At 68.7% G+C, this 14,669-nt stretch carries 13 protein-coding genes; 7 read left to right on the forward strand and 6 right to left on the reverse strand.

Features of this window, described 5'->3' with window-relative positions:
* Positions 1-9: 9 nt before the first annotated feature.
* From IT361_15770 to IT361_15790, 5 genes are all read left to right on the forward strand, one after another.
* On the forward strand, positions 10-393 hold the full coding sequence (locus tag IT361_15770) for a roadblock/LC7 domain-containing protein (protein MCC6319132.1): 384 nt from the start codon (positions 10-12) through the stop codon (positions 391-393).
* A 58-nt stretch (positions 394-451) separates the two neighbouring features.
* Positions 452-1,483 (forward strand): mannose-1-phosphate guanylyltransferase, encoded by a 1,032-nt coding sequence (locus IT361_15775; protein MCC6319133.1) that lies wholly within the window; start codon positions 452-454, stop codon positions 1,481-1,483.
* Positions 1,480-2,667 carry a hypothetical protein gene (locus tag IT361_15780; protein MCC6319134.1) on the forward strand — a complete coding sequence of 396 codons (1,188 nt, stop codon included), beginning with the start codon at positions 1,480-1,482 and terminating at the stop codon, positions 2,665-2,667. Before IT361_15775 ends, IT361_15780 begins: the two co-directional genes overlap by 4 nt.
* Positions 2,664-3,473 carry an MBL fold metallo-hydrolase gene (locus tag IT361_15785; protein ID MCC6319135.1) on the forward strand — a complete coding sequence of 270 codons (810 nt, stop codon included), beginning with the start codon at positions 2,664-2,666 and terminating at the stop codon, positions 3,471-3,473. Before IT361_15780 ends, IT361_15785 begins: the two co-directional genes overlap by 4 nt.
* Before the next feature lie 165 nt (positions 3,474-3,638).
* Entirely contained in the window at positions 3,639-5,231 is a 1,593-nt protein-coding gene (locus IT361_15790; protein MCC6319136.1) for a SulP family inorganic anion transporter, read from the forward strand.
* A gap of 219 nt (positions 5,232-5,450) precedes the next feature.
* On the opposite strand, the gene IT361_15795 is transcribed toward IT361_15790, so the two are convergent.
* Positions 5,451-6,431 carry a glycosyltransferase gene (locus IT361_15795; GenBank protein ID MCC6319137.1) on the reverse strand — a complete coding sequence of 327 codons (981 nt, stop codon included), beginning with the start codon at positions 6,429-6,431 and terminating at the stop codon, positions 5,451-5,453.
* Between the two features lie 462 nt (positions 6,432-6,893).
* Between IT361_15795 and IT361_15800 the strand changes: the two genes are divergently transcribed.
* Both IT361_15800 and IT361_15805 read left to right on the forward strand, forming a co-directional pair.
* Positions 6,894-7,439: a sigma-70 family RNA polymerase sigma factor gene (locus IT361_15800; GenBank protein MCC6319138.1), complete on the forward strand. Its 546-nt coding sequence runs from the start codon at positions 6,894-6,896 to the stop codon at positions 7,437-7,439.
* A complete protein-coding gene (locus tag IT361_15805) occupies positions 7,439-8,053 on the forward strand; it encodes a hypothetical protein (protein MCC6319139.1) in 615 nt (204 codons plus the stop codon). Before IT361_15800 ends, IT361_15805 begins: the two co-directional genes overlap by 1 nt.
* On the opposite strand, the gene IT361_15810 is transcribed toward IT361_15805, so the two are convergent.
* The 5 genes from IT361_15810 to IT361_15830 all read right to left on the reverse strand — a co-directional run bounded on the left by IT361_15810 (position 7,983) and on the right by IT361_15830 (position 14,669).
* The gene (locus tag IT361_15810; GenBank protein ID MCC6319140.1) at positions 7,983-10,805 is read right to left on the reverse strand and encodes a CHAT domain-containing protein; all 2,823 of its coding nucleotides are present in this window, start codon (positions 10,803-10,805) and stop codon (positions 7,983-7,985) included. The genes IT361_15805 and IT361_15810 overlap by 71 nt on opposite strands.
* Before the next feature lie 161 nt (positions 10,806-10,966).
* On the reverse strand, positions 10,967-12,598 hold the full coding sequence (gene groL / locus IT361_15815) for a chaperonin GroEL (protein ID MCC6319141.1): 1,632 nt from the start codon (positions 12,596-12,598) through the stop codon (positions 10,967-10,969).
* 20 nt (positions 12,599-12,618) lie between these two features.
* Entirely contained in the window at positions 12,619-12,927 is a 309-nt protein-coding gene (gene groES, locus IT361_15820; protein ID MCC6319142.1) for a co-chaperone GroES, read from the reverse strand.
* Between the two features lie 214 nt (positions 12,928-13,141).
* Positions 13,142-13,924 (reverse strand): type III pantothenate kinase, encoded by a 783-nt coding sequence (locus tag IT361_15825; GenBank protein ID MCC6319143.1) that lies wholly within the window; start codon positions 13,922-13,924, stop codon positions 13,142-13,144.
* Positions 13,925-13,928: 4 nt separating this feature from the next.
* Positions 13,929-14,669 carry a biotin--[acetyl-CoA-carboxylase] ligase gene (locus IT361_15830; GenBank protein MCC6319144.1) on the reverse strand — a complete coding sequence of 247 codons (741 nt, stop codon included), beginning with the start codon at positions 14,667-14,669 and terminating at the stop codon, positions 13,929-13,931.

Here is a 14,669-nt window from a genome sequence, read left to right on the forward strand (position 1 = left end):
GAGACCGTTATGCTTGGTCCCACCATGGCCAATGGCCGGTTGCCCACCATTCGAGAACTCGTCGCCACGCTGGCCCAGCGCGATGGCGTGGATGCAGTCGTACTCCTCGGCCGCGACGGGATGGTGATCGACGGCCGGGCACACGGCGGCGCCGACCTGGATCCGCTCGCCGCGCACGTACCACCCCTGGTGGCCACAGCGGCGGACCTCAGTGCCACGAGCGGTCGCGGCGGACTGGTGACCGCCGTGCTCGAGTATGAGCGCGGATACGCGGTGGTGACCACGCTCGCGGCCGACACGATGCTGCTGGTGCTGGTGCATCCGATGGCCAACCTCGGTGCGCTCATCGCCGACCTGCGGCGGCACCGCGGAAACATCGCGTCCATCATCTGATCGTGGCGGCGTGGCCGCCCCCGGTGACGCGCGCGTCCCCGGTCACGAAGGAAGCCTCATGAGTCGTTGGGTCGTCGTTCTCGCTGGCGGGGTCGGTTCGCGTTTCTGGCCCCTGAGCACACCGGCGCGCCCCAAACAGCTGTTGCCGCTCGTCACCGCGACGCCGTTGCTGCGCGAGACCCTCGATCGACTCCGCGAGGTCGCCGACGCGGCGCACACACTGATCCTCACCAACGCGTCGCTCGTGCCCGCGATCCGGGAACTCGCCAGCGAGATTCCCACCGACAACATCATCGCCGAGCCGCGACCGGCCGGTACCGCGGGCGCGCTGACGTGGGCAGCGAACCACATCGCCCGTCGCGATCCGGACGGAACGATGATCAGCGTGCATGCCGACTGGTCGGTCGGCGATCCCGCGAGCTTTTGTCGCGCGCTTCAGCGCGCCGCCGACCTGGCCGAGCAGCAGGGAGCGCTCATCACCGTAGGTATCGTCCCGTCGCGGCCCGAGACCGGCTTCGGCTACATCGCACCGGGCGCTGTGGTCGAAGGCGACGCTCGTCGCGTCGATCGCTTCGTCGAGAAACCGGACGCGGCTACGGCCGAGCTCATGGTCGCGAAGGGCTACCTGTGGAACTCGGGCATTTTCGTCTGGCGGGTCGGCGACTTTCTGGATGAAGTCAGGGCGCTCACGCCGGAAGTCGCCCCCGCGCTCGCGGCGCATCCGAACGACATCGGCACGTTCTTTGGCGCCGTGCAGTCCATCGCGGTGGACGTGGGGGTGCTCGAGCGCAGCAGACGCGTGCTGGTGATTCCCGGTGAGTTCGGGTGGGACGACGTGGGCACGTGGGCCGCCCTGCGGCGCGTCCGCGCGCTCGATGCGCACGGCAATGCGGCGGTAGGGCCCGCATTCGCTGTCGACGCCGCCGGCAACGTGGTGCACGCCGAAGGCGGTGATGTCGTACTGTTCGGGGTGAGCAACCTGATCGTTGTTTCACGACCCGGACTGACACTGGTCACCACCATGGAAGACGCGGCCAATCTGAAGACCCTGATCGAGCGCCTGCCGGCTGAGGTTCGGGAGCGAGCGTGACGGACCTGGTCCTGTGGGACGACGCGCAGGCGCGCCGCTTCGAACCGTTCAGCCTGACGCGCCCCGTTGCCGCGATTCGGGCCGGCGCGCTCATGATGCACGAGCGCTGGGCGCGGGCCCTCGGCGCTCACGTGACCGGGACCGTGACGTCCGCGCACCTGCAGGACTTCGGCGAGTTTGACGCGCCGCCCTGCCTGACGAGTGGAACCCTCGCGGCGGGTACCATCCTCGCCAATTCGCGGTTTGCTCCGGCGGTGTCAGCCTACCCCGCCGGAGATGCGTGGCAGTGCGAGGGTCGCCTCGTCGCAGTCCGTCTCTCCGCGCCGATCGACGTGTCTGCGTTGCATGCGGGTGACCTGCGGCTCGAATCCCTGGCCTCTGCCGGATCGACCACCGACGTCGCCGGGTGGTGGCTCGAACGTCCGTGGGATCTCATCCGCCATCTCCCGGTCATGCTGGCGAGCGACATCGCAGCGTTGGCCCCGACGATCGAACCGGCGCCCGCCAGCACGCTGACCCTGCTTGGCGACCATCTGGTCACCCTCGAGGCCGGGTGCCGGGTCGAGCCGATGGTGGTGTTGGACGCGAGCGCGGGGCCCATTCTCATTCATCGCGGCGCAACCATCTCGGCCTTCACCAGACTGGTGGGCCCGTGCGTGATCGGGCGCGATTCGCAGGTGCTCGGCGGTCGCGTGGCGACGTCGTCGATCGGTGAAACCTGTCGCGTCCATGGCGAAGTGAGCTCGACCATCTTCATCGGGCACGCCAACAAGGGCCATGACGGTTTTGTCGGCCACAGCGTGCTTGGCCGCTGGACCAACCTCGGCGCAGCGACGGTGACGAGCAACCTGAAGAACACGTACGGCATGGTCCACGCGTGGGCGCCCGACGGCGAGCAGAACACGGGGCTGCAGTTCCTCGGGACGCTGCTCGGTGATCACGCCAGGACCGGTATTGGCACCCGCCTGACGACCGGGAGTGTGGTCGGCGCCGGCGCCAACGTCGTGAACGACGGCATGCCCCCGCGGGTGATCGCACCCTTCGCGTTTGGCGGCGGCACGTATCGCCTGGAGAAGTTCCTCGAGGTCGCGGCGCGCGTGATGTCGCGTCGACAGGTTACCCTCGGTGATCGTGAGCGTTTGCATCTTGCCCGCGCGCACGGCGCTCGCTGGAGCGTCGGGTGAACGTCACCATCCTCGGAACCGGGAGCCGAGGCAACGCGATCGTGGTCGAGTGTGATGGCGACCGCGTCCTCGTGGACGCCGGGTTCCCGGCGCGCACCCTGGCCCAACGCCTGCGGGCGACGGGCCACCCGCCCGAATCGATCTCGGCGCTGATCCTCACGCACGCGCACGGCGATCACGCGTGTGGCGCGCGCGTCGCGGCCCGACGCTATGGCTGGACCGTGTACGCGACGCCCGGGACCATCCACGAGCTGCCGGAACTCGCGGTGACGAAGCCTGTCCCGATCTCTCCGCGCGAGACGCTGCTGCTGGATACGATGGTCGTGTCGAGCGTTCGCATTCCGCACGACTGTCTCGAGCCCGTGGCGGTGGCGATCGAGAGCCGCCGCACGGGCGCACGGTGCGGAATCGCGTATGACCTGGGGCACGCCCCGGCCTCGGTGGAGCGCGCGCTCTCGCAGGTCGATGCACTGGTCCTGGAGAGCAACCACGACGAGGACATGCTGCGCAACGGCCCGTATCCGAGGTCGGTGCAGCGACGCATCAGCGGGGGACGCGGCCATCTGAGCAACCGGGCCGCGGCGCGGATGGCGCGCAACCTCGCGCACCACGGGCTGCGCCACGTGGTGCTGGCCCACGTGAGTGCGCAGAACAACACCGCCGCAGCGGCTCACGGGGCCGTGTCGGCCGCGCTCCATCGCACGCCGTTCCGTGGCGACCTCACGGTGGCCGGTCAGGATGCGGCCACGTCCTTCACCGTGGAGCGGGCACGACGCGCGGAACAGATGAACCTCTTCGGGCGGTAAGCCGAGCGCAGCAGACGGCACCCGGGCTTCGGCGTTAGGCATCCCGGCGGTGCGAGAGCGCAAGAAATCTCGATGCGACGGCAAGGAAATTGTTGGTTGTCGTTCGATACCGACGACCCTAGCATTGGTCCCCGTCGCTCCTGCGCCATCCTTCCACCCGCCCGCATGTCTCCGACTCCCCACGTGACGCTGGACGAACGCAGCGCCAACTGGACGCCACGCTTTCGCGATTCATGGCGCTCGGACGTCGGGGCGTCGGTCGTCGTGCTTCTCGTCGCCCTTCCCCTCTGCCTCGGCATCGCGCTGGCGTCCGGGGCCCCGCTCTTCGCTGGCATCGTGACCGGCGTGGTCGGGGGCCTGGTCGTCGGCTTCGCCTCGGGTTCACACCTGATGGTCAGTGGGCCGGCCGCGGGCCTCACCGCCATCGTGCTGGGGGCGATCAGCACGCTCGGTTCGTTCCAGGCCTTTCTCACCGCGGTGGTCATCGCCGGCGTCCTGCAGATCGCGCTTGGCCTGCTGCGCGCCGGGGTCATCGGCTACTACTTCCCGAATGCCGTGATCCGCGGAATGCTCTGCGGCATCGGCGTCATCATCATCCTCAAGCAGCTGCCACACGCCGTCGGCTACGACGCAGACTTCGAGGGCGACCAGGCGTTCCAGCAGGCCAACAACGAGAACACGTTCTCCGCAATCGGCCATGCGCTCAGTCGCATCGAGACCGGGGCCCTGCTGCTGAGCCTCCTCGCCCTGGGCATCCTGATCGTGTGGGATCGCCCCTTCATGAAGCGGTTCGCCCTCGTCCCGGGTGCGCTGGTCGCGGTGATCCTTGGCGTGGTCATCAACGCGGTCTTCATCGCCAACGGCTCGGACATGGCGCTGGGCGCCGAGCGCCTGGTGACGCTCCCGGTGATCTCGTCGATGGCCGACCTGCGCGCCGCGCTGAGCGCGCCGGACTGGTCGATTCTTGGCTCGGCGGCCGTGTGGACGGCCGGCGGCACCATCGCGGTGATCGCTTCACTGGAAACGCTGCTCAGCCTCGAGGCGACGGACCGCATGGACCCGCTCAAGCGCGAAGCGCCGGCGAACCGGGAACTCGTGGCTCAGGGTATCGGCAACACCATCTGCGGCCTCGTAGGTGGGATCCCGATGACCGGAGTCATCGTGCGCAGTTCGGCTAACGTGTACGCCGGCGCGAAGACGCGCGCCTCGGCGATCCTCCACGGTGGGCTGTTGGTCATCGCGGTCCTCGCGATTCCCATGGTCCTGAATCGGATCCCGCTGGCCGTGCTTGCAGCGATCCTCGTGCACACGGGCGTCAAGCTGGCGCACCCTCGACAGCTCAGGTACTTCCTCTCGAAGGGATTTCATCAGTGGCTGCCGTTCCTTGCCACGACCATTGGCATCCTGCTCACCGACCTGCTGGTCGGCATCTCCATCGGCCTTGCCACGAGCCTGGTGTTCATCCTGCTCGAGCACCTGCAATCGCCGAGTTTTGCCGTGGTCGCCGAAGAGGGAACGGTCACGCGACTGCGCCTGAATGAGCACCTGACGTTCCTGTCGAAGGCGAATCTCTCGACCCGCCTGCAGCAGGTTCCGCCAGGGAGCACGCTCGAGATCGACGGAAGCGGCGTGAAGCGACTGGACCACGACGCCGCCGAAGTGCTCCGCGAGTTCCACGCGTCGGCAAAGGAACGACGCATCGACGTCCGGCTCATCGGGCTGGACGGAGCCCTCAGCACCGGTGGCCTGGCGCACTAGAGTCGCACCACCCCGCGCAGGTTCCCGCCGCGCCGAGCGATGCCACGCTCGAACCGGCGCGAGGTATTCTGCCGGATCAGGGACCGCCCGGTACTCCGGTCAGGCTCGCCGCGCCCAACCTGCCGCCGAGCGAACGCTGGACCGTGTCTCGCGCTCCTCGCTCGGCTTCTCGTGGTGGTACTTCTGCCCATCCCCTCGTCGGAGCGTCGAGCGCACTCTTCAGCCCCCGGGCTTCCGAGCAGCGAGCGGGTTTTCCCAGCCCCGACGCCCGAGCAGGAACGGCACGCGGGCGTCATAGGTGTGATGGGCGCGTACGAACGCCTCTCCTGAGGCACGAATGGCCGCGCGACGCTCGATGTCTGGCAGGAGGCGACCCATGCGCGCAATGCAGTCGTCGATGTCGTCGTACCAGACGCAGTGCTCCTCGTCGAGCAAAAACGCATCCAACCCGGGTGTGCGTGGACCGAGGTAGAGGCCGCCGGCGAGCATCACCATCCACATCCGGTCCGACGCATACGTCGTGGTTCCTGCGGCGATCTTTGGCAGGATGCCAAGGGAGAACGCCGCGCTGGTGCACGCGCGGGAGAACGCGTCGCCCGCCACTTCTCCCCCATTCCACGCCAGCTGGTCGCGCCACGGTTCCCACCCCGGACCGTACACGCGCACACCGTGGACCTTGGCAAGGCGCATGAGGAACTCCGCGCGGGAAGTGTCATACCCCGCGCCAATGAACGATGCGTCCGTGCGCCACGCCGGATCCGCCGGCACCGGAGTGATCTCGAGTGCGCCTGCCGAGGGAAGAAAGGCCGCAGGAAGCCCGTGTGCGCGCCATTCCTCGACGAAGCCTGTCACGAAAAACACCTCGGACAAGCGACCGACAGCGGCATAGTGCGCGATCTCCGGACGGTGCAGCTCGGTGTGGTACGGCGCGTCGTGGAACCACATTGCGTTCGGGACCCCGGCAATGATCGCCGCCACCGTCTCCAGCGCGAGCCGATGGCACTTGGAGAGGAAGACGAAATCCGGGCGGAACCGCTTGGCGGCCCGCAGGGCGCGGCGCTGCGTGAGCCGGTGACCGACCATCCGCGCAGATCGCCGGTCATCGAAGACCTCCACCTGATGACCGGCACGAACGAGTGCGTGCTGGACGGCCACTTCCATGCGCCACGGATGGCGGGATCCCAGAATCAGGACGCGCAAACCCCCTCCTGTCGGAGCGCATCGTCGCTCCGGTACGGGTCGCGCGAACGCTAGCACGGCCGGGCACCGACCGGCAGGACCACACCCGGTGCTCAACCACCTCGGGCGCGTGCGCTCGTCCGCAGGTAGGGACTCGGGGAGACGCCAGCCGGGGCGCCCTGCTCGGCGATCCGGCGACCGAGGCGTACGCGTCCACCCGCACATGCAGGCCGATGCGATCGAATCCCTGGTTGGTCGTCGGGGCGCCGCCGCGTGCTGCGCCCCCAGGTTCTGTGCACCGTGCCGTCGACCGGTGAGAAAGAGCGGCACCTCTCTCCGTTGATATCGGTGATGCGCGCCACACTCGCTGCCCAGTCCCTGTCGACCCCCCGGCCCATGTCAGTGCGGCGGGCCGCCGTTCGCGTTCGTGGGAGGGCGCAAGCCGGCTCCCCGGTCGCGGTTGTGGGGCCTAACTTTGTGGGCATGTCCCTGCCCGGCGGGCGCCCCGCCACCGCTCCAACAGACAGTCCGGCTCGCGCCCTCTCCGAACGCATCGAGGCCCTCGTCGTTCGGTGGGGTGGTGTCATTCAGCGCGCCGCTCGCCAGTACGGCCTCTCGGCCCACGACCTGGACGAGGTGACGCAGGATGTGCGCGTGCGCCTGTGGAACCTGATCGAGCGCGACGGCATGGGCGCGGATGTCAACGCGACCTACGCCTGGCGGGCCGCCTCGTCGGCGGCGATCGATCTCGTCAGGCGGGATCGACTCTCGAGATCCGCGGCGACCGTCGCGATCGACGAAACCGTGCTGCCGCACGCGCCTGACGACAGCGACCTGCTCGAGCGCCTCGACATCGCCATCGCTTCGCTGCCACGGTCGCGCCGGGTAGCCGTGCGCCTGCACCTGGACGGCGCCTCGCTGGCCGAGGTGGCGGTAACACTCGGTTGGACCAGCGCCCAGGCGCGCAATCAGGTGTACCGCGGCCTCGCGGACCTCAAGCGCATCCTCACCTCCGACGGGAGCCCGTGATGAAGTGGGATGATGTCACCTTGGCAGATCTGTACACCCGGCGGCGTGCGCAGCGCCGCGCCAGCGCCGGCGCGGCGACGGTCCCCGTCGACACGGTTCATGCGCTGGCCACCGGCAGTTATGTCGGTTCGGACCGCGAAGCGCTGGTGGACGCGGTCCTCGCCGACGAAGGAATGCGCGCGGAGTTTCTGTTCTTTCGCGACACGTCGCGTGGGCGACCCGCGCGGGGGCACTCCGTGTTTCGGCTCGGGGTGCCCCTCGCGCTCGCCGCGTCGGTCGTGGTGGCGATCGCCCTGAGCACCCGCACGGGCGGCGAGGACGCCGGACCACTCCGGGGCGGAGACACCGCCATCGTGGCCCTCACACCTGGCGTCAGCGCACCGGCCGGACCGATCACGTTTGCGTGGCGTCCCGTTGCGGGTGCCGTTGGTTACGAGCTCGAAGTCACGCGCGACGACGGGACGTCCGTCGTCAGTGAGCGCGTGGCCGATACGACCGTCACCGCGATGATTCCGGCGAGCGCGGGCTCGTTGCAGTGGTGGATTACCGTGCGATACGACGACGGTCGACGGCAGCGGAGCGAAGTCCATCGGCTGACGCCGCGGACGCCCTGACGAGCGGTCGCAGGGTCCCGTCGCCAACGAGACTCACGGACGCCCACACCGTCGGCGAATCCCCGCGCCGCATCGACGACCGCTTGGCCCGCGCCAGGGCCTCGCTCGTGGTCATGCCGGCGGCGAGTCCTCGGTACAGATCCTCCATGAGGGCGATCAACGAGCGGTCGCGGATGTCCCAGTGCGTCACGACGACGGCGCCGACGCCGGCCTCCAGCAACGGCGCCACGAGTCCCTGAACGCCTTCACCGGTGGCCACGAGTCCGCCGACGGTTCGACAGCCGCTGAGCACGACGAGTCCCACGCCGAGGGACATCGAGGCCAGATCGTCGGCGCCGATCCGCCCGTCGTCGTCCGACGTGGCGCCCAGAAACACCGCGTTGTCGATCAGCCCCCAGTCCTGCACTCGCGCATGGGTCGCGAGATGCAGCACCCCGACGCCGTCGAAGCGGTCCTCGCGAAAGGCGGGCGCCCGTGCGTCGAGGCGAAGTCGTGCTTCACCGCGGCCGCCGCCGGCGCGGACGACGGCGCGCGCCTCGTCGGCCGATCCCGGAAGGCGAGCAAGGTGATAGCGCGAATCGAAGATCGGGTCGCCATAGGCCACGATACGCCCTCCGGCCACCGGGCGCGACGGCGCGACGGCCAGTCGTGCGGACGGCGAGCGGCTGATCGCCACGTGATCGAGGAGCCTCGACCCATCGGCCAGCATGAGGGCGTCAAACGGCAGGTGGTGGAGCGGCCCGTCGGGCACGAGCCGGAGTTCGCGCACGCCGGCGGGCAAGGCGCGCATCACGGAATCGAGCAGGCGCTTGCCGAGTGACCGCGCGAGTGCGGTGGCGGGACTGCCGCCTTCGAGCAATGCGACGAAGCGCTCGACATCGGAGGTCATCGAGTCGATGGGCGGCAGCACGACGGCACGCAGCTGCGTCGCCGAGATCACGAAGGCGGTCGTTGGCTCGCCACCACGCCCGGTCACGTATGACACGACCACGGTCCGCGGTTCCAGCGCGGCCTGCACGTCGCGTGCATCGATCATCCGGTCGTCCAGGGGTCCGCGATCCGGTTTCGTGCGGGCCATGGCGTCGCGTCGCGCGCGCTGCGTCCACAGCCAGCGCGCGCGCTCCGATTCGGCGATTCTGAAGGCGGCCTCGAGCCGGCCAACACGAACGAACTCGGCGACCGTGGTCGCGATGCCGAGGTCCGTGTCGGTGTCGTAGCGCTGGCCGGTGAGGAGTCGAAGGACGTCGCCCCGGGAGGCGGCGCGGCCCCGCATGCGGTCCAGTGATGCGCTGCCGCGCGTAAACACCGATTCCGCGGCCTCGAAACGTCCAGAGCGGGCAAAGGCCTCGGCGATGCGGAGGTCAGCATCGAGGTTCAGGTGGGACGCCTGCGGCCCGACGCCGCGCTTGAACTGCAGGAAGCGCTCGATGGCGGCATCGTAGCGCCCGCGACGTGACTCGATCAGCCCGCGCCAGTAATGCTGGGAACTCACGACGATCCCCTGCACGCCGGTCGACGTGGCCAGCGCCACCGACGAATCGACCAGGCGCTCTGCTCGCGACAGGTTGCCGAGTTCGATGTGGCCCGCCGCCTGCCGCAGAAGGTTAGGGCTCAGCGCGTTGGTCCCACCCATCTGCGCGATCTGGCGCGCCACGGCTTCGTAGGTTGCCAGCGCGGCCGGCACGTCGCCCGCGAGCATGAGGGCATCCGCGAGGATGCCTCGCGAAGCCAGTTCTCCCTGGCGATCACCCAGGCGGCCGAACGCCGCCTGAGCGTCGAGCGCGGCACGACGGGCAGCGACCGCGTCCCCCACACGGAGCGCCACCTGCGCGAGGTTGAGACCCGCCCAGGCCACCACGAGCGGCGCCTGGGCCTGCCGGCCGTTGGCGATGGCCTGCTCCGCCAGGCGGCGGCCCGATCCGAACTCCTGGGCGTATTGAATGAGCGTGTAGGCCATCCATTGCTGCGCGGAACCCAGGCCCTCGAGGTCCTTCGAGGCACGCAGCAGGGCGATGGCCTCGCCGATCGGGCCACTGCTGCGCGTGATGGATCCCTGCGCCTCGTCCAGCGTGCCGCGGACCAGCAGGCAGCGCGCGAGCACGAGCGTGTCGCCGAGGGATCGCGCGAGCGCGGTTCCCTCGGTGACGAGTGTGTCAGCCGTCCGCAGGGCTTCCCCGCGCAGGAACGAGGCTTCGGTGCACTTGAAGAGCGCGGCCTGTGAGGAGCCGGCCGACACGCGTGCGACGGCGTCGCGCATCAGACGACGCACCGAATCGCGATGGCCGGAACGGGCGGCGAACGTGGCCATGATCGCCAGCACTTCGCCTTCGGTCACGGAATCGCCGATCTGGATCGCGCCCCGTCGCGTGGCCTCGAGCGCCGCCCCCGCCTCGACAGGCCGCCAGCGCGTAACGAGAGATGCGGCCCGCGCAAGCGACGCCTGCACGCCGATGGCGTCGAGCGTCGCACCACGCGGGAGCAGCGAGGCCAGGAGCGCGTCGGACTCCGGGTAGCGATACGTGCGCCGTGCGAGCGTGGCAACGCCCAACGTCGCGAGTCTTGCGACGACGGGGTCGGCCGACCGCATCTCGCGCCGCCAGGCGCGTTCACGAATCGCGCTCGAGTCATGACGCACCGCGTCGACGGCCGCCTGTACCCGAGCTCGCGCCAACACGGTGAGCGGCTGCGCCGCGAGCCGCCGTGACCCGGCGGCGAGGCCCACGACCACCAGGAGCCACACCATAACTCGCATGCGCACAATGGAGCACGCGCGCCGAATCGGGTCAACCGTTCAATGGCGTGCCGTTGCCGCGGCGGACCATCGAAGGGGCGGCGTGCCCCAATGCGAGAGCGGGGCCCGGGCACATGCCCGGACCCCGCTCAGCCTTCGAAAACCGGTAACGAGCGCCGGGTCTAGTACATCCCGCCCATGCCGCCCGGCGCCGCAGGCGCCGCCGGCTTGTCTTCCTTCTTCTCGACGATCAGCGCTTCGGTCGTGAGGAGGAGGCCCGCGATCGACGCCGCGTTCTGCAGCGCGTAGCGGGTGACCTTGGTGGGATCGATGACGCCCGACTGCACGAGGTTCTCGTACGTGTCGGTGAGGGCGTTGTAGCCGAACGCGTCATCCTTCGAGCTGCGAACCTTCTCGACGACGATCGAGCCTTCGCCACCGGCGTTGGCGACGATCATGCGAATCGGCTCCTCGATGGCGCGCTTGATGATGTCCACGCCGATCTGCTCGTCGTGCTCTTCGAGCTTGAGGCCCTTGAGCGCACGCTGCGCACGAATGAGGGCAACGCCACCACCCGGGACGATGCCTTCTTCGACGGCCGCACGGGTCGCGTGCAGCGCATCCTCGACGCGCGCCTTCTTTTCCTTCATCTCGGCTTCGGTCGCGGCGCCGACGTTGATCACGGCAACACCACCGGCGAGCTTGGCCAGACGCTCCTGGAGCTTCTCGCGATCGTAGTCGGACGTGCTCTTGTCGATCGCCGAGCGGATCTCCTTCACGCGACCCTGGATCTTCTCGCTCTCGCCGTTGCCGTCGATGATCGTCGTGTTGTCCTTGTCGATCACGATGCGCTTGGCGCGGCCAAGGTCGGTGACGACGGTGTTCTCGAGCTTGAAGCCCACTTCGTCGGACACGACCTGACCATTGGTGAGCACCGCGATGTCCTGCAGCATCGCCTTGCGCCGATCACCAAAGCCCGGCGCCTTGACGGCGGCGACCTTGAGCGTGCCGCGGAGCTTGTTCACGACGAGCGTGGCCAGCGCCTCACCCTCGACGTCCTCGGCGATGATGAGGAGCGGGCGGCCCTGCTGGGCGACCTTCTCGAGGACCGGAAGCAGGTCCTTCATCGCGGAGATCTTCTTGTCGTGGATCAGGATGACGGCGTCTTCGAGAACGGCCTCCATCTTGTCCGGGTCGGTCACGAAGTACGGCGAGATGTAGCCGCGGTCGAACTGCATGCCGTCGACCGTCTCGAGCGTCGTCTCGATGCCGCGGGCTTCTTCGACCGTGATCACGCCATCCTTGCCGACCTTCTCCATCGCGTCGGCGATGAGGTCACCGATCTCCTTGTCGTTGTTCGCGGAGATGGACGCGACCTGGGCGATCTCCTTCTTGCCGGCGGTCGGGACCGAGATCTTCTTGAGTTCCTCGACGACCGCGTTGGTGGCCTTCTCGATACCGCGCTTGAGCGACATCGGGTTGGAGCCGGCCGTCACGTTCTTGAGGCCCTCACGATAGATCGCCTGGGCGAGCACCGTGGCGGTGGTGGTGCCGTCACCCGCGACGTCGGACGTCTTGGTGGCGACTTCCTTCACCATCTGGGCGCCCATGTTCTCGATCGGGTTCGCCAGCTCGACTTCCTTGGCGACGGTCACGCCGTCCTTGGTGATGGTCGGGGCGCCGAACTTCTTGTCGATGACGACGTTCCGGCCCTTGGGGCCGAGCGTGACCTTGACCGCATCGGCCAGCTGGTCGACGCCGCGCTTGAGGGCCGCGCGCGCGTCCGTGTTGAAGTGCAGATCCTTGGCAGCCATTGGATGTTATCCCTGATTGGTCAGTTGATCACCGCGAGCACGTCGCTCTCGCGGAGGATGAGGTACTGTTCGCCTTCGACCGCGACTTCGGTGCCGGAGTACTTCCCGTACAGCACCTTGTCCCCGACCTTGCAATCGAGCGGCACACGCTTGCCGTCTTCGAAGCGGCCCGGCCCGACGGCCACGATCTCACCCTGCTGCGGCTTCTCCTTGGCGGTGTCCGGGATGTACAAGCCACCCCGCATCGTCTCGGTCTCCTCCAGTGCCCTCACCACCACGCGGTCAGCGAGCGGCGCAATCTTCGTCGCTGCGGCGTTCTTCGTCGCCATAGACGTCGTTCCTCCTGCCTGTGCGAAAGGTTGTGCTGAATGGTCCTCCATTGGCACTCAATCACCATGAGTGCTAACAAACCCAAAGCTAGCCGACGATCGCCACGGAGTCAATCGAACCATGACACGCGCTAACCCATTCGCACACCAGCGGTTAGCCGGTTGGACCTGCGCCGTCATCCCGACCTCTGCGATCAACCCGGCCGGTGGGGATTCAGCCCCCTGACCCCGACAGCAGCTCGAACGCGAGCGACAGTCCCTGAAGCGTCAGGAACGGCTCGACCCGATCCACCGTGCGACAGATCGGGGCGATCATCGGCGCGAGCCCGCCCGTCGCGACCACCAGCGGCTCCCGGCCCGTTGGCCACTCGGCCCTGATCCGGTCGACGATCCCATCCAGCGCGGCGGCGGCGCCGAACACCACCCCCGAGCGGATGCAGTCTTCGGTGCGGCGCCCGATGACCCGCTCGGGGGACAGGAGTTCCGTGGCCGGCAGCTTCGACGTGCGGCGAAACAGCGTTTCCGCCGACGTCCGGATCCCCGGCGCGATCACGCCGCCAAGAAACACCCCATCGCGCGTGATGCAGTCGTACGTGGTGGCCGTGCCGAGATCGACCACGATCGTGTCGGCCGCAAACAAACGCGACGCAGCAAGCGTGTTGATCAGGCGATCGGCGCCGACGGTCATGGGCTCGAGCACGTCGAGCGTGATCGGGAGCGGCGACCGTGCATCCACCATGAGTGGCTTCCGCCCGAACAGGTCCGTGCATCCGGCGATCAGTGACTCGTTCATGCCAGGCACCACGGACCCGATCGCCACGCCGTGCACATCCGGCACCGCAACCCCTCGGGCCGCCAGCAGACCTCGCAGGACGAGGCCAACTTCGTCCGGCGTCCGCGCGGTATCCGTCACGATGCGCCAGTGTGCGCGCAGGTTCGACGCGTCGAACAGTCCCAGGGTGCTCTCGGTATTCCCCACGTCAAACACGAGCAGCATGTACTCACTCCTCCATGAAAACGAGGGATCCGGTCGCGCACGACACGAGGCCATCGACCGTCTCCACGAGCAACGCGCCGCCCGCCGACACACCGTGCGCGATTCCGCGCGCCGGCTCGACGATGCGGCGACCCCGCGCGCGGTCCCGGCGCGCGAACGCCGCCACCTCATCCGGAGCCAGGCCGCCCGTGCGCGCGACGGCCTCGCGCACCGCAGTCACCAGGGCGGGGAGAATCTCCAGACGCGACACCCCGGGCGCGAGCCCCGCGCTACCCGCGAGCGTCGGACGCACCACGTTGATGCCCAGTCCGATGGCCACCCACTCCGGTCGCTGGTTTCGCCACCGCGCCTCGACCAGAATGCCTCCGAGCTTGCCGTCGCCCACGAACACGTCGTTCGGCCATTTGAGTCGCACGGGACCGTCCGTCCACTGCTCGAGCGCAGGGGCCACGGCAAGCCCGAGGCGGAGCGACAGCACGGCGATGGCGGCGTCGTCGATCGGGCGCTCGATCAGCGTCATCGTGAGACTCCCGCCAGCGGCCGACTGCCAGCTCTTCCCTCCCCGCCCCCGTCCCTCGGTCTGGCGATCGGTCAGCACCAGCGTCCCGGGCGGGGCGCCGGCTTCGCCCTCCGCATGTGCGATGTCCATGGTGCTGGGGACGGCCTCGAGCAGGACGACGCGCGGGACGCCACATCGCCGCGCCAGTCCGTCCGCCGTTTCGCCGTCGTAGCGTCCCGCGGTCAC

The organism is Gemmatimonadaceae bacterium (assembly GCA_020846935.1).
Taxonomy (GTDB): Bacteria; Gemmatimonadota; Gemmatimonadetes; order Gemmatimonadales; family Gemmatimonadaceae; genus RBC101.